Origin of the sequence: Neoaquamicrobium sediminum (assembly GCF_013240295.1) — a bacterium.
Taxonomy (GTDB): domain Bacteria; phylum Pseudomonadota; class Alphaproteobacteria; order Rhizobiales; family Rhizobiaceae; genus Aerobium; species Aerobium sediminum.
Genome location: NZ_JABETK010000001.1, coordinates 1,615,325 through 1,631,761 on the forward strand (window position 1 = coordinate 1,615,325; position 16,437 = coordinate 1,631,761).

Here is a 16,437-nt window from a genome sequence, read left to right on the forward strand (position 1 = left end):
GGGTCTCCTTGATAGGATTGTGTCGCCAGATATGTGGGACTCTCGGAAGCCCCATTCAAGCATTGTTCTGTCACGCATGGGTGAGTCGGGCAAGCGCGTCGTCCATCGTCTTCGCCGACACGGCAATCAACACCGGCGCCTCGGTGTAGACAAGGGCAGCCCGGATTTCACGACCCGGATAGAGCGGTGCTAGAAGCGCTCTATATAGCGCCATCTGAGCTATATGCGTTTCCGGCACTTCGCGCAGGCTGCCGGGCGGCGGACGATTGGTCTTGTAGTCGACGATCAGCACTGCATCTTCGGTGATGACAAGCCTGTCGATGCGTCCTGAGACGGCGCGTTCTCCGCTTCCGAGCGCCACGCGGCCCATGATTTCCACTTCGGCGCGCGACCCGTCATCGAAAATCGCGGCGAAACCGGGATCGTGCAGCACGGTATCGACGGAGTCCCATAATCGTTCAGCCTCACCATCCGGCCAGGCATTTCCGATGCGCGCAAGATAGCGGCTCCCGGCGGCGGCGCGTTCGGCGAAGGGTACCGCCGGCAGAACCTGCAGCAGCCTGTGCACCGCCAGCCCGCGCTCGAGCGCATAGGACTGCGCGGCGGGCGCGTCGAGTACCGGCGAGCGGGACCCGGGCACGACGTCCGCATCGCGTTCGACCGTCACACCGGCACCCGACGGCGACAGCGGGCGGGGCAACAAAGGGGCGGGCGGTAACGGTTGGTACAGGGCGGTCGGCGGCGGATTTGCCGAACCCGGCTTCTCGACGATCCCCTGCGCCGCGACGACCGCACCTGTTTTCGTCACTTGGTAACGCAGGACGGTTTCGCCTGTGGCAGGATTCCGCACTTCGCTCGTATGCGGGGACGCCATGAGCGCATCGCGCGCCATCGCGTGCCAGCTCCCTTCCGCCTGGCCGCGCTTTCCATGGTAGCCACAGATAACCAACCGGTCCTCGGCACGTGTCATGCCCACATAAAGGAGACGCCGATATTCCTGCTCGGCCTTGCGACGGGCGGATGCCGACAAGCCGAGAGCGAAGCTGTTGTTCATGTCGGCGGTGGCGCGCCACAGAAACCCGTTGCCGACCCAACCGCCGGATGGCGCGGCAAAGGGCACGAGGCGCGGAAGGTGACTGTCGGAAAAGGCCGCCGAGCCGCTGTCGACGAGAAACACGACGGGTGCCTCCAGCCCCTTAGCGGCATGAGCCGTCATGATACGCACCTCGCCGCGGGTCTGATCCATCTCGCGCTTGATTTCCGGGCCGCCGCCGTCGAGCAAAGCAATCAGCGCCTCAAGGCTGTTCACGCCGGTCCTTTCGGCGGCAAGACAGAAATTGAGGAACTCGTCGACCACGTCGCCCGCCTCCGGCCCCAGCCGGGCTATGAACTTTCGGCGCAAGCCATCTCGGGCAAGCAGGTTGGCGAAGAACTCGAATGGCGGCCTGTAGCCGGCTTCATTTCTCCAGCGAGTCAGCGTTTGCCAGGCCTGGGCTATTGCGTCGTCACTCTCGCCGGCGGCCCGCATCGCTGAAAGCAAGGAGCGGCCCTCCGGCCGCCTCGCAGCCAGCTCGAACAGCATCTCTTCGCTGAACCCGAACGCCGGGCTCTTGAGCAATGCCGCAAGCGAGAGATCGTCCTCCGGCTGCAGGGCGACACGTGCAACCGCCATCAGATCCTGCACGGCTATATGGCCGGTCAGCATCAGCCGGTCGGCGCCTGCCACGGGAATGCCGCGCGTCTTCAGTTCGCGGCCGAGCGCGTGGATGAAGCGATCGCGCTTCCTGACCAGCACCATCACGTCGCCGGGCGTCAGACGTCTGCCACGACCCGGGATCATTTCATCCGACGACAACCAGTGTGCCACGGTGTCGGCGATCTGGCGCGCGAGCCGCACGGCGGGCGCGGACGCATGATCGATCGCCTCGGTCCAGTCGTCGGGCTCCTCGACCACCATGGGGCTGAGCGATGCCCATAGTTCGACATGGCCCGGCGCGTTCTCGCGAATGGCCAGATGCTCGACCGGCTCGGGGTCGCGGGTGAGGCCGTCGCGGGCCACCTCGGAAGCAAAGACGAGATCGACCGCCGAAAGCACATCCTCCGTCGAGCGGAAAGAACGGGTGAGCTTGACCTGCTCGAACGCCCCGCGAGCCGCCAGAACGCGATCACGGAAGGTCCGCCCACTGAGCGCAAAGGATCGGGCTCCGCACCCTGAAAGGAATAGATCGACTGCTTTTCGTCGCCCACCGCAAATACGGTTCGGCTCTCGTTCTCGCGCGCGCCTTGCCCGGAAAAGAACTCGGCTGCGAGCGCGTTGACCACCGCCCACTGGTCCGGGCTCGTATCCTGCGCCTCGTCGAGCAGGATGTGGTCTATGCCCTTGTCGAGCTTGTACTGCACCCAGGCGCCGGCATCCTCGCGGGATAGCAGCGCCGCGTGCGCGCGATGAGGTCGTTGAAGTCGAGGAAGCCGCGCGCACTCTTGAGGCGTTCGTAACGTGCTATCAGCCAGTCTGCGAGAACCAGCGCCGCACGGGTAGCCTCAAGCATGGACAGGAGCGCGACGCGGTCGCAGGCCGTCTCGATCACTGAGGCAAATCGTTGGAACTCCTGCGCGAACTCCGGAAAATACTCGCCGACACCCTTGGCCATGATCCGTGTCGCGGATTTCGGCGACCAGACACCGGCCTTCCTGGTCAGGAAGATCGTTCGCAAGGTCTTCAGCCGCTCGACAGGATCGGCGAGCGCGCAGGCGCCTGAAAGATCGGTCGAGAATGTCTCCGCAATCGCCTTGCCGGCCGCCGTCGCCCGGCTGCCGATCGCGTTGGCCAGGGACGGATTGAAATAGGGGTCGGGCCAGATGGTTTCGGCCAAGGTGGCCGGCGTTTCCCCGTCGGCAAATCCAAATTCGGCAAAGAGCGGGCGAAAGCGCGTGTCGGCCTCACCCGCCTGCGCGATGAAGCGGCCTAAGGCGCCACGCTGCGCGATGATGGCACCGAGCAGGGATTCGAGCCCGCTTTCACCGCCATAGGCCAACACGCTTGCAAACGCTTCGGCAAGTTCCGGCTGGCCATCGCCGGCAGCCAGCGCGACCATTTCGCGGCGCGCCTCGGCCACCAGTGCCGCCTCCATCTGGCTGCTGTCCAGCAACTGGAAATGGCCGGCAATGTTCGCTTCCAGCGGGAACTGATGCAGCACCGCCTCGCAGAAGGCGTGGATGGTCTGGATTTTCAGTCCGCCGGGCGTCTCCAGCGCGCGCGCAAAAAGCTGGCGGGCAAAGCGCAGGCGCTTCTGATCCGGGCTTCTTCCGTCAAGTTCCGCCAGTTCTGTCGCAAGCTTGTCTTCGTCCAGGGTTGTCCAGCGCGCGAGGCTAGCAAAGACCCGGTTCGCCATATTCGCCGCAGCGGCCCGCGTATAGGTGAGGCAGAGAACGCGCGACGGCTCCGCACCGCCCAGCAACAGTCGGATGACCCGCTGCGAGAGCACGTGCGTCTTTCCCGAGCCGGCATTGGCCGATACCCAGGCAGAGACGCCTGGCATCGAGGCCGTAGCCTGCGCCGTACGCGTATCCTCCGGGACCGTGAGCCGCGCGCTCATTCGCCCTCGCTCCCATCACCCGGGCCGTCCCCACCGGCCGACCATTCCAGCACGCGTGCGAGATGGTCGTAATACCCGCTCGTATCGCCCTCGCGGAAAGGCAATGCCCGCGACAGATAGCCGGTCTTTTCGCTGCCGTAATGGGCCAGAAGAAGTTCCAGCCGCTCCCACGCCTCGGTCGATAGCTGATCGGCGGATTTGACCTGCCGGTTGTATTCGAGGATCGATTCCTCGACGACCTCGCCATTGGCCTTCATGCGCACATGGGCAAGTTCCGCGGGCGTGGCCGCGCCCGCATCGGCAAAGGCGCCGCGCATCAGGAGCGCGCCTTCCAGCGCCAGTTGGGGCGACAGGAGCGTATGCGCCTGCGCCTTGGACGGGGACGATCCGGTCTTGAAGTCGAGGATGTCGGCCATGCCGGCTGCCCTCAGATCGATGCGGTCAGCGCGGCCGGAAAGCGAGACGCCGGTCGCGCCGACGGGCGTGGCGTCTGCCTTCACTTCGGCGAGCCTGCCCTTTATGCCCGGAGGCCGGCCCCGCTCCCACACGATGAAGTGGCTCGCCATGCGCACGAAGCGCGGCCACCAGACTGCGTCGATGTCGGCCGGAAGTGCTGCGCGATCGAACAGGTCGCGGCCGATCTCGATCAGACGCGCTTCCGCCTCGGGCGCAAACGGATCGGTGCCGGACATTGCGAATGCGTGCACAATGTCGTGGAACAGCGTGCCGCGTTCCGCCGCTCCTGGATCGCGCAACAGGGGCTCCAGCGGCTCCAGCTTCAGGATGCGCCGTGCATAGACCGCATAGGCGTCCCGGCGCAGGGTCTCGATCTCGGTGACGGAGAAACGTTGGGGCCTCAGCGCAAGCGGCGGCTTGGGTGAAGGCCGCGGCGCAAAGGGGACGGGCTCGGCCTTGTCCAGCTCGCGCGCCCATTCGAGCAGGGTACGACCGCGCGCAGCCATGGATTCGACGGCTTCTTCGCCGGCAAAAGTCTTCAGCCTCTGCAGCCAGCGCGACGCGAGCGCGGGTGCGTCGCCGGCGCGCGCCGCCCGGCTCAGGACGATTTCGGGCGCACCCATTGCCATGACGAAATCATGCGCGGCCTGACCGATACGCCGTTCCGGCGGCTCCAGCTCCATGCCGGCCTTCATGAACCGCGACATGAACGGATCGGGCTCCGCCTTGCGCGGCCACGAGCCTTCATTGAGCCCCCGATCACAAGCGTATCGACCGACTGAAGCCGCGCCTCAAGCGCCCCCAGATCGCGACGCGGCTGTCGCCGGTCACCGAGGGCTTGACCGTGGCGCCGGCGATCAGTGCCTCGAACACGTCCGGCCACTGCCCTGCCTCGACATCGAGCGAGACGCCGGTGCCGGCCAGCGAGCGCAGGAAGGAAGCGAAGGCCTCGCCCGCATCGCCGCGATAAAGTTCTGTCAGCGATCCATCGGCGTCGCGGCCAAGCGCTTCGAAGCACTCGACCGACATCCGGACGAGCGCGGCAATCGGCACGCCATTGCCGCGCAAGGCAGACAGCGCCTTCATGGCCTCGGCGACCTTGACGAGCAGGAGCTGCGCCGCGTCTACCTGATCCCCTCTAAGGCGTGAGAGCCAAGGCGGCTTTCTCGGGTTCGCGCGACGTTCCTCGAACCGGCGTTCGAAATCCGCGCCCAGACTGGCGATGTCCGGCCGTCCGGTCCCCCGCGCAACGCGATCAGATCTATCGTTTCCGAGCCGTCCCGGACCCGCTCGCGACCCAGACCCGCCTGCAGCAGCGGATGCTTGAGAAGCGCCATGATCGAAACCGGATCGCCCGGCGCGAAAGCGGTCTGAAGCATCAGCCGGAACAATGATGCGGGCGGCGTCAGGACCAGCGGGGTGCCACCGGAATCGTCCGCCTCGATCCCGAAACGGCGCAGTTCGCCAGCCACCCGCCGCGCTAGTTCGCGATCGCCGGTTACCAGGGCCGCCGATCTGTTTCCGTCAGCGATGGCCAGCCGCAACGCCACCGCTATCGCCGACGCCTCTTCGCGTTCGTTGGCGGCTTCGACGAGACTGACGCCTTCGAATGCTTCCGGCCTTGCGGCATCGCGGTTGCGGATCCAGGCGTCTGTCGTCTCGGCGGGACGAAGCGCCTCGTTGACAGCCGCGATGCGGGCGGCAACGGACGGAAGCGACGTGGCGACCTCGACCACGTGATCGCGGCCGAGACCCAACACGCCGAGCAGCTTTTTCAGGCCGGCCTGTGGGTGTCCGAAGCTGGCGGGCGGGCTATCGGGCCGGCCAATCTCGCGCCAGCTTGCCTCGTCGAGCGCCAGGTCCAGCCCAGGCAGCACGACCGCGCCCTCGGGAAGCCGCGAGATCGCTGCCAGCAATTGCGCTGTCGCGGGTATCGAGCCCGTGGAGCCGGCAGCGATCACCGGGCCAACCGGCGGATTGCCGGCAAGACGCTCCGCCTCGGCGAGTATCATCCTATTGCGATGCGCTGCGGGGTTGGAGCGGTCGCGTTCTCTCAGAAGGTCGGGCCAGGCGCCCGTGACGATCTGCAGGAATTCGAGCGTCACCTGCCACCAGTTGGCGAGGTCTTCCGGCACGAGCTGCGTGAGGCGATTCCATTCCGCACCGCCGGTCTCGATCTCGTCCATCAGCGCGGCAAGATCGCGCGCCAGCCAGATCGCATCGGCCAACGAGGCCGGCACCACCACCTCTTCGTCGAACAGCGCCGCCACATGGGCAGGCAGGCGGCGCTTCCAGGCCTGAACCAGTGGGCTCAGGAGCAGAATGCGGTCCAGCGACTCGATCGGCGGCGCCAGCGTCAGTTCGTCGGCTTGTCCGCCCTCGAATATCGCAGCGTCCTCATCGAACTCGCCCAGCGGCCGGATCGTCGGCAGGATGGCGGACACGCCGCCAAGCCGGTCGACGAACGCGCTGCGAAGCGCGCGGGCGGCACGGCGTGTTGGCAGGTAGATGGTGGCTGAAGCCAGTTTGAGCGGATCGCCGTCAACGGCGAAGCCCGGCACGAGGCGACCCGACAGAAGAGCGTCAGCCAGTGTCGGCAGGAACGGCTGGCCGGGTGGAATGGTGAAAACGCGCGGCGCAGGGCGGCCGGTCATGACCCGCCCTGGCGCGCTATCGCGGCTTCCGCCGCTGCGACCGCATCCGGCGTGCCGACGGTGATCCAGTGGCCGCGCATGGACATGCCAAACAGCCGGCCAGCCGCAATGGCGCGGTCGAAATAGATGTTGAGCGAATGCGGCTCCGCAACCGCACCCTCAAAAATGCGGGGATGCACGATTGCCGCCCCGGCATAGATCAGGCCCTCCGGCGCGCCGCGGGCGCGCGCAAGCCTGCCTTCGGCGTCGAGCAGAAAATCTGTCGAGCCGCTATGTCCGGTGGCATCGTGGGGTCGGGCAAGCATGAGAAGAATATCCATGCGCGCGCCGTCCCACGCAAGGGCAAGCCGCTCGAGATCCCGGCCGTCACGGTCGATCCAGAACGTATCGGCGTTGAGAATGTAGAAGGGCTCGGTGCCCAGTTCGGGCAACGCCTTGACGATGCCGCCTGCGGAATCGAGCAGCAATCCGCTCTCGTCGGACACGACGATATGCGGTCGGCTGCGCTGGGCGACATGATCGATGATCTGTTGCGGCAGGTAGTGGACATTGACCACCGCCTTCTCGACACCCGCTCCAGCCAAGGCGTCGAGGCCTCGGTCGAGCAGGGTTTTGCCGGCTATGCTTATCATAGGCTTCGGCATAGTGTCGGTCAGCGGGCGCATCCGCTTGCCGAGCCCGGCAGCCAGAACCATCGCCGTCTTCATAGGATACCGAGCTCCGCATAGAGGTCGCGCACCGGCCGCAGCGCAGGATGCTCGATGGCGCGGGCGACATAAGAGCGGATTCGCGGCAGATGCCTCAGATAGCCGGGCTTGCCATCGCGGACATCGAGACGCACGAAAATGCCAAGGATCTTCGTGTTGCGCTGCGCGGCCGTGATGGCATAGGCCGCCTCGAAAGCCTGTCGGTCGAAGCCGCCCTGCGCCTGGCGCGCGGCGACATATGCCTCGACAATTGCGTTTTCCAGTTTCGCCGGGATCGTGACGCGTGCGTCCATGGCGAGCGATGCGACATCGTAGGCGGATGGGCCGATCATGGCATCCTGGAAGTCGATGAGCCCGATGCGATCGGACCCCGAACGATTCTCCCGCCAGATGATGTTGGGCGAATGGACATCGCGGAGAAGGATGCTTTTCTCGCAGTGTTCGAGCGTGTCGAACACTGCGCCCCACGCCTGCGAGAAGGCCGCGCGTTCCGCATCCGTTGCCGGGCGGCCGGCAATATGGGGCAGATACCAGTCGACAAGCAGTTCGCTCTCGATCGAAAGGGCGTCGCGATCGAAGGGCGGGATCGTGTGGACTGTGCCTGGCGCAGCCTCGATCTGCGGCTGCCATTCGTGGCGATGTATGCCTGCCAGAAGTTCAGCCGAAGCAAGATAGCGCTCGCCTATCGGCTCGCCGTCGGCATCGAGAACACTCTCGCTGCCGAGATTCTCGATCAGCAACAGCCCCCGCTCGAAATCCGATACGTAGACCTCCGGAGCGCAGAAGCCCTTGTCGCGCAGCGCCCGTGCGATGGCGACGAACGGGACCACCGATTCCGATATATGTGCGATCTGCGCATAGGGCTTGCCATCGCGGACGGCTGGACCCGACGGCGGACGCGGCGCGTTCATCAGGATGACCGGCGCGGCTTGCTTGAGAGATATGGTTTCGTATGCGCGCGCAGAAGCATCTCCAACCAGATAGGCACGGGCCGCACCCGCATATCCGGATCGATCGAGGAATGCGCGGATGGCCAGGGACCGGTCGAGCCGCGCCATGAAATCGGCCGGACCGGTTATATGTGCGTGTCGACCGGATCCATGTTCGGACAGGGCCACCGTTACGGCGTCGCCGGGCAATCTTTCTTCCGCGCGTTCCGGCCATTCGATCAACGCCACGCCATCGCGGACCGCCTCGTCGAAACCCAGCTCCTCGAATTCATCCGCGGCGGCCAGGCGATAGAGGTCGAAGTGATGGATCGGAAAACGCGCCTCATAGGCCTGCACGAGCGTGAAGGTCGGGCTAGGAACCTCCAGATCCGGCTCCCCGTGAAGGCCGCGGATGATTGCGCGTGCGAGCGTCGTCTTGCCCATCCCCAGATCGCCGTGAAGCGCCAGCACGTCGCCGGGGCGCAGCACCGCAGCCAGGTCTTCGCCAAGGATGGACGAGGCGGTCTCGTCTGGCAGATCCAGTTCGATCGAGCGCTCGACCATGAACGCTATTCCGCCGCCTCCCGGAATCCTTCCGGCGCCATGGGGAAGCGGCAGATGACCGTTGTGCCGCGGCCTTCACCGGTATCGATCTCGATCGAACCATCGTGCAGCTCGACAAAGCTCTTGACGATCGACAGGCCGAGTCCGGCGCCGCGCTCGCGACCGCCATTGGCATGCGGCTCGAACCGACGGAAGATTCCGTCGAGCACATCGGGCGGGATGCCCGGCCCGTCGTCATGAACCCTGAAAGCGACGCCCGCCGGATCGCGCATGCAGGTCAGCTGTATCGTCGATCCTTCCGGCGCATAATTGGCAGCGTTGCTGAGCAGATTGAACAGAATTTGCCGGAGGCGGTTTTCATCTGCGTGAAATGAGGCCGGGGCCTGCTCCAGCTCGATGTCCAGTGCAATGGAATGTTCGCGCAGCCGCTCGGCCACGAGATCTGCTGCGGAGCGCACCGTACGCTCGATGACAACCTCGCTGATCTCCAGCTCCATGATGCCGGCATCGATGGTGGCCAGGTCGAGGATATCGTCCACGATTGTCTCCAGTTCGAAAGACGAGGAGGCAATGTGGTCGACATAGTCGCGCTGGCGCGGATTGAGCGGCCCGGCCGTCTCCTGAGCCAGCAATTCGGTGAACCCGCTGATGCTCGTCAGCGGCGAACGCAACTCGTAGGAGACGTGGCGGACGAAATCGTTCTTGAGCTGGTCGGCCCGCTCGAGCGCCTCGTTCTTGTCCTTGAGCATGCGCTCGACGTTCACACTGTCTGTCACATCGATGAACGTCGTCATCACCTGCCCGTTCGGCAGGTGGATAACCGCAAAGCGGAGTACGTTGCCATCATTGAGCTCGACCTGGCCGTGGCGGTCCTGACGGTCCTCGTCGAAGCCGGTCACTGCGGCGGCGAGTTCGCTCCAGGGGCTCGCCTTGGCGAGCGTCTGGCAAGCAGCGCGGATCACGGAGATATGCGTGCCGGCCTTCACCAGCCCCTCGGGCATGCCCCAAAGGTTCGCGAAAGCCGGATTGGAGAGCCGCACGCGCCCATCCGGGCCGAACACGGCGACGCCCTCCGCGAGATTGTCGAGCGTGACGCCCTGGACCCGCACGATCGTGTTGTAGCGGCTTTCCAGATTGATCTTCTCGGTGAGGTTCTCGAACACCCAGGTCACGCCGCCATTGGGCTGCGGGTTGGCGACGACACGCAGGGTACGGCCATCGGGCAGGTGCCACAGATGCTCCTGCGGCTCCACGGCGCGATAGGCCCCCAGCAGGTTCTCCTTCCAGCGGCGCCATTCGGGCTGTTCGGCAAGCTTGCCGTCGCTGCGCAACCTGTCGAGCAGCAACGTGTTGTCGGGCCGGCTTTCCAGGAAGGACAGATCGAGCTCCCAGAGCTTCTGGAAGGCCTGGTTGAAGAAGCGCAGCTTCTGGTCCGTATCGAATATCGCGACCGCCGTGTTGAGCTGGTCAAGCGTATCGGCATGGCTGCGGACCGTACGCTCGTGCTCCTCGCGGATCGTTTCGACATCGCTGACATCGCAAGCCAGCCCTGCGGAACCCTCGCCGTCGACCACGTCCGTAACCGTGAAGATGCGCCGATCGCCGCCGATCACGGTCGACAGGCGTTGCGCGAAGACGGGCGACGAAAGGTGATCGCGCGCGATCTGCTCGCGTGCGCTGGTTCCAAGGAATTCGCGGCTTTCGTTTATGGCTGCCGCAGCGTTTGCTGCTTCCACCGCCTGCGCATAGGCCGCATTCACCCATTGCAGCCTGCCGTCGCCACCGCGTAGCCAGGCGGGCATCGCGAGCGCATCCAGAAGCTTCAGGACCGTTTCGTGCTCGCCGCGCAGTTGCTGATGCTCGATACGCAATTCCGCATGTTCGCGCCGTGCATCGGAAAGTGTGAGAAAACGCACCGCGACATGGTTGGCGGCGATGCGTCCCTGTACCTCGAGGAAAGCCCTCTTGTTGGTCTCGACGACGAGATCGAAGGTCTGCTTTTCTTCCCGCAAGGAGGAAATTGCGCGCTCAAGACGGGCGGCGCTGCGCGGGGCAAGCCATTTGCCAAACGCCAGAAACGTGGCCCGATCCTCCGGCGCATCAGCGCGGGAGAGTGAGCCAACGAGCTCCGGTTTCCGTTCGTCGCCGAACCAGACGAGGATGCGCTGATCCTTCAGGTTCAGCAAGGCCTCTGCGCGCTGGAGCGCATTGCCGGTCTCGGCCACACGTTCGCGAAGGCTCACATTCTCGCTGGCCGTGCGGGCCCGTTCGCGTATCAGCAGGATCGCCGACAGGATGGCCGCTCCGGTAATACCCGCGAACAGCGCAAGCTGGACGACGTCCATGGTGCTGACTGGTATCTTGGTTGCGAGCTGGATCGCGTTTTCCTGCGCGAGCGCCGAGGACGACCAAACAGTGCCCAGAAGCGCCGACAGGCGAACGGCAACCAGCTTCCGTCGTTTCACACGCAATCCCGGACCGACGCTGGAATCGCTCCGGTCGCCGGTGCCGGATTTCTCCGCATCCAGTCGCTGCCCGCCTGGCATCTTCAAATGTCCTCTCCGCCGCACGAGCGCCAGATTCGCCAAGAATGGACGCACCCTTTTCGGTTTCCCCTCACCATAAACGGACGCGTCACGAATCACATCACTGTACCGTGTGACCGAATCGCCGTGAAGGCGAACGGCGCGCAAAAAAGACCGAGCGACAAAGTCAATCGCCCGGCCTCAATATATTGTGGTGAATGGTTAATAAATCAGTAGCGGTAGTGTTCGGGCTTGTACGGGCCCTGCTGCGTCACACCGATATAAGCGGCCTGTTCGCTGGACAGCTCGGTGAGCTTTGCACCGACCTTGTCCAGATGCAGCCGGGCGACCTTCTCGTCGAGGTGCTTTGGCAGCACATAGACCTCGTTCTTGTACTGCTCGCCCTTGGTCCAGAGTTCGATCTGCGCCAACACCTGGTTGGTGAAGGACGCCGACATCACGAAGCTCGGATGGCCGGTGGCGTTGCCGAGATTGAGCAGTCGGCCTTCCGACAGCAGGATGATGCGGTTGCCGCCCGGAAACTCGACCAGGTCGACCTGCGGCTTGACGTTGGTCCACTTGAGATTACGCAGCGCCTCGACCTGAATCTCGTTGTCGAAGTGGCCGATGTTGCCGACGATCGCCATGTCCTTCATCTTGCGCATATGGTCGATGGTGATGACGTCCTTGTTGCCGGTCGTCGTGATCACGATGTCGGCGCTCGCGGCGGCGTCGTCCAGCGTGACGACCTCGTAGCCGTCCATCGCAGCCTGCAGGGCGCAGATCGGATCGACCTCGGTGACCTTGACGCGTGCGCCTGCGCCGCGCAGCGAGGCGGATGAGCCCTTGCCGACATCACCGTACCCACAGACGACCGCGACCTTGCCGGCCATCATCGTGTCGGTCGCGCGGCGAATGCCGTCGACCAGCGATTCCTTGCAGCCGTACTTGTTGTCGAACTTGGACTTCGTGACCGAGTCGTTGACGTTGATGGCCGGGAACGGAAGCAGCCCCTTCTTCTGGAGCTGATAAAGGCGGTTGACGCCGGTGGTCGTCTCTTCGGTGACGCCCTTGATCGCCTGACGCTGCTTGGTGAAGAAGCCGGGCGTCGCTTCCATGCGCTTCCTGATCTGCGCGAAGAGGATTTCCTCCTCCTCGTTGCCCGGCTTGGAAAGCACATCCTCGCCTGCTTCCGCGCGGGCGCCGATCAGGATGTACATGGTGGCATCGCCGCCATCGTCGAGGATCATGTTGGAGAGGCCGCCATCGGCCCACTGGAAGATGCGGTCGGTATATTCCCAATACTGGGTCAGGGTCTCACCCTTGACCGCGAAGACCGGGGTGCCGGCGGCGGCAATGGCGGCGGCGGCGTGGTCCTGCGTCGAGAAGATGTTGCACGAGGCCCAGCGCACTTCGGCGCCGAGCGCCTGCAGCGTCTCGATCAGCACGGCGGTCTGGATGGTCATGTGGAGGGAGCCGGTGATGCGCGCGCCCTTGAGCGGCTGGCTTTCGCCGAACTCCTCCCGGCTGGCCATCAGGCCGGGCATTTCCGTTTCAGCGATCTCGATCTCCTTGCGGCCCCAGTCCGCAAGTGAAATGTCGGCGACGATATAATCCTGCGCGCTCATGGCGTTCACTCCAAATCCGGTGAAATCAGCGCGCTCGGGCGTGTATACAGGGCGCGCAAGTCTGGCCCGCCGAGTAGCAGAAAACCGCATTTGCGGCAATAGGACATAAAGAAATCTTTATCCGTGCATGTGAAGCGCTGGCGTCAGCACTCCTCGCCGAAACGGGAGGCGACCAGATCGGCAAGCGCGTCCATCAGCTCCGCGGCCTGGGGCCCGCTTGCACTGACGCTGATGGTGCAACCAGGGCTTGCGGCCAGCATCATCAACCCCATGATGGACGTGCCGCCCACCTTCACGCCATCCTTTTCGACCGCCACTGCCGCGTCGTAGCCGCTGACAAGCTGGACGAAACGGGCGGAGGCGCGCGCATGCAGCCCGCGCTTGTTGACGATCGTGAGGTCCCTGCTGATTACGCCGGTCATTTACCGCTCAAGAGCTGGCTCGCGACATTGATGTATTTACGGCCTGCCATCTGGCCTTCCTGAAGAGCTGTCGCCATATCGTCACCGGCCCGCACGCTGGTCAGCTTGATCAGCATCGGCAGGTTCACGCCGGCGATCACCTCGACCTTGCCGGAGCTCATCACGGATATGGCGAGATTGGAGGGCGTGCCGCCGAACATATCGGTCAATATGATCACACCTGTCCCGGTGTCCGCGCGCGCGACGGCATCTACAATGTCGGTGCGACGCTGCTCCATATCATCGTCAGCGCCGATCGAGACGGTCTCGAAGTTTTTCTGCGGGCCCACCACGTGTTCGACCGCGTGACGAAATTCCTCGGCCAGGCGGCCATGCGTGACGAGTACGAGACCGATCATGCCGGCAACCAGCCCCGGCAGATGCGGGAACGTTGAACAGGCGATGATCGTTTCGAGGAGTCCTCGCCGGGCCTACAATAGCCACCGGCATCGTCAGAATTGATCAACAATCACTCCCGTCACACGCGCTTGCGCTGCCATTCGTGACCCGCGCAATCCGACTTTGCCCCAAACCCCTGCTTCCGGATAACGCGGCGCGCGGAGCCAGACGGCAAGGTGCGCTATCTTGTCAGCGGTTTAACCTTTGACAAGCCCAAATTTGCACCAAACAAGGCCAAATTGCCGCAGTTTTGCGCAAAGTCTGGCAACAAACGGACCAGCTACCCCGGCTCGCCGGCTAACCAGGCGAGAATGGCCGGGACGTTCGCCTCGACATTACGTTCCGGCAGCGCGAGGCACGGCAGACAAACGCCGAGCACCGTTTCGGACATCGCTTCGCGATGGCGCGGCGCGGCGGCGGGTTCGACAAGTGCCACCATTCGGTCCATCACCGCCCGCTTCTCGGACGCAGCCCGCGCCGGCCCATACCCGCGCAACTCGATCAGGCCGGCGATCATATCGGGCGCTTCGGCAACAAGACGTACCCCCAACCTCTCCACCCAGATCTGATCGTCCGAAACCAGCACCGCGAAGTCTCCGCGGGCGTGCAGGGTCTCAACAAGACGGGCAGCCAGTAGCGATTTCCCGGCGCCCGAGCGCCCGGTAATCAGGAGTCCGCTTTCGCCGGCCACGAGTGCGGTCGCGTGAAGATTGGTCCGGCCCATCAGGCTTCGGCGGGCAAGGTGACGATGAAGCGCGCACCCTGGTACTGACCTGGCTTGGCGCCTGGAATATTCTCGGCGGTGAGGCGGCCGCCGTGCGCTTCGACGATCTGACGGCTGATTGACAGGCCCAGTCCCGAATTCTGGCCGAACGCCTCGCTCGAGGGACGATCGGTGTAGAACCTCTCGAAGATCCGCTCGATATCGTCGACGGTAATACCGGGGCCGTTGTCCTCGACAGTGACGACCACGTGCCGCGTCGTGCGCGACAGCGTGATGATGATGCGTCCATCGTCTTCCGGCACGAAGGAGCGCGCGTTTTCGATCAGGTTCGTGAGCACCTGGCCAAGCCGCAGATCGTGACCTGCGACAAAGAAATCGCGCGCCGGCTGATCCTTCTTGGCGGTGCGAACCTCGATCGCCACGTTCTTCTTCTCACGGCGTGCCTCGCGAGAGGCCTCAGCGATTTCGGTAATCAGTTTCAGCAGGTCGACACGACGACCATCCTCGCGGGCGAGCTCAGCATCGAGACGCGATGCATCCGAGATGTCGGTGATGAGCCTGTCGAGGCGGCGAACATCGTGCTGGATCACCTCAAGAAGGCGCGCCCGCGACTCCTCCGTCTTGGCCAGTGGCAGGGTTTCGACCGCGCTGCGCAGCGATGTAAGCGGGTTCTTCAGCTCATGGCTGACATCGGCGGCAAAACTCTCGATCGCCTCGATGCGCGCATAGAGCGCGTTCGTCATGTCCCTCAGCGCCACGGACAGATTGCCGATTTCATCCTGCCTGTCGGAAAAGTCGGGTATCTCCTCACGGTTCTTCACGCCGCGCCTCACCCTGACGGCGGCTGCCGCCAGGCGGCGCAGCGGATTTGCGATCGTGGAAGCCAGCAACATGGAAAGGATGGCGTTGACCAGCGCAGCCACGCCGAAAACCCTGAGGATGGCGCGCTGCTCGGCGGCCACGATCTTGTCGATGTCCCCACCCTGGGTCGACAGCATCAACACGCCGAGCACGGCCCGGAAGCGCTGGACCGGCACGGCGACGGAAACGATCTGCTCCCCTGATCGCTGCGGCGCACGATGAAGGACGGACTGCCCTGTAGGGCCTGCATGACTTCGGGATAGGCTGTGCCGCTGCCGCCAGGCTGTTCGTGGTAAAGTGGCAGGTCGGAGCGCCGGAAGAGGCTGAGCAGAAGCTTTTCGGCCCGCTCCAGCAGGCCCGGCTTTTCTTCCTCAACGGGCGGAAGGCCGTAACGCAGGATCTGGCCGCGTGAATAGAGCGCGCGGGAATCGAGCAGCAGATTGGCGTCGCGGTCGAAAATGCGCGCCCGCGTCAGCGTCGGCGAAATCAGGCGACGCAGGACCGGCGCGACCCGTTCCGGGTTGATGGGGAAGTGCAGGCTGTCCAGTTGCCCCGATCCCGGCGGCAGGCTTTCTCCCGCTTGAAGCTCTAGGAGTTTCTCGGGATCGATGGTGATCGAATCGGTCTCGACCGTCGCCGACGCGGCAATCGCGCTGGCGATGATCTCGCCCTGGATCATCAGGCTTTCGATCCGCGCCTGAACGAGCCCGTCGCGAAACTGGTTGATGTAGAGAATGCCGACAACCATGACCCCGAGCGCGGCCAGGTTCAGAACGAGGATACGGCGCGTCAGGCTCGAGAAGACATAATGGCCCAGCACCCGCCTGACCGGCACCAGAACGTGCCGGCTCAAGGGCCTGGACCCGCGCTTCACCTCGGACTTTGTCCCGGTGACGCCTTTTTCGATGTCTGCCGCCATTCAGCCCTGCAGTA

9 protein-coding genes and 3 pseudogenes are annotated in these 16,437 nt (G+C 64.4%); all 12 read right to left on the bottom strand.

Features of this window, described 5'->3' with window-relative positions:
- Positions 1 to 70 precede the first annotated feature (70 nt).
- Positions 71 to 3,596, bottom strand: a pseudogene (addA, locus tag HK436_RS33985) (double-strand break repair helicase AddA).
- Positions 3,593 to 4,795, bottom strand: a pseudogene (gene addB, locus HK436_RS31230) (double-strand break repair protein AddB); the annotation flags it as partial. The pseudogenes addB (HK436_RS31230) and addA, both read right to left, overlap by 4 nt.
- Before the next feature lie 16 nt (positions 4,796 to 4,811).
- Positions 4,812 to 5,138, bottom strand: coding sequence for a hypothetical protein (locus HK436_RS31235; RefSeq protein ID WP_244648602.1), 327 nt, complete (start codon positions 5,136 to 5,138; stop codon positions 4,812 to 4,814).
- 38 nt (positions 5,139 to 5,176) lie between these two features.
- Positions 5,177 to 6,706 (bottom strand): double-strand break repair protein AddB, encoded by a 1,530-nt coding sequence (addB, locus tag HK436_RS31240; protein ID WP_244648603.1) that lies wholly within the window; start codon positions 6,704 to 6,706, stop codon positions 5,177 to 5,179.
- Positions 6,703 to 7,413 (bottom strand): nucleotidyltransferase family protein, encoded by a 711-nt coding sequence (locus tag HK436_RS07870; protein WP_244648604.1) that lies wholly within the window; start codon positions 7,411 to 7,413, stop codon positions 6,703 to 6,705. Before HK436_RS07870 ends, addB (HK436_RS31240) begins: the two co-directional genes overlap by 4 nt.
- Positions 7,410 to 8,906, bottom strand: a complete 1,497-nt coding sequence (tsaE, locus tag HK436_RS07875; RefSeq protein WP_173188625.1) for a tRNA (adenosine(37)-N6)-threonylcarbamoyltransferase complex ATPase subunit type 1 TsaE — start codon at positions 8,904 to 8,906, stop codon at positions 7,410 to 7,412. Before tsaE ends, HK436_RS07870 begins: the two co-directional genes overlap by 4 nt.
- A gap of 5 nt (positions 8,907 to 8,911) precedes the next feature.
- Complete coding sequence (locus tag HK436_RS07880) at positions 8,912 to 11,452, bottom strand: sensor histidine kinase (protein ID WP_173190031.1); 2,541 nt, start codon at positions 11,450 to 11,452, stop codon at positions 8,912 to 8,914.
- Positions 11,453 to 11,661: 209 nt separating this feature from the next.
- Positions 11,662 to 13,059 carry an adenosylhomocysteinase gene (gene ahcY, locus HK436_RS07885; protein ID WP_173188627.1) on the bottom strand — a complete coding sequence of 466 codons (1,398 nt, stop codon included), beginning with the start codon at positions 13,057 to 13,059 and terminating at the stop codon, positions 11,662 to 11,664.
- A gap of 143 nt (positions 13,060 to 13,202) precedes the next feature.
- Positions 13,203 to 13,481, bottom strand: a complete 279-nt coding sequence (locus HK436_RS07890; protein WP_173188629.1) for an HPr family phosphocarrier protein — start codon at positions 13,479 to 13,481, stop codon at positions 13,203 to 13,205.
- On the bottom strand, positions 13,478 to 13,879 hold the full coding sequence (locus HK436_RS07895) for a PTS sugar transporter subunit IIA (protein ID WP_173188631.1): 402 nt from the start codon (positions 13,877 to 13,879) through the stop codon (positions 13,478 to 13,480). Before HK436_RS07895 ends, HK436_RS07890 begins: the two co-directional genes overlap by 4 nt.
- A 320-nt stretch (positions 13,880 to 14,199) precedes the next feature.
- Positions 14,200 to 14,643 (bottom strand): HPr kinase/phosphorylase, encoded by a 444-nt coding sequence (locus HK436_RS07900; RefSeq protein WP_173188633.1) that lies wholly within the window; start codon positions 14,641 to 14,643, stop codon positions 14,200 to 14,202.
- Positions 14,643 to 16,423: pseudogene (locus HK436_RS07905) on the bottom strand (sensor histidine kinase). Before HK436_RS07905 ends, HK436_RS07900 begins: the two are co-directional and overlap by 1 nt.
- Positions 16,424 to 16,437 lie beyond the last annotated feature (14 nt).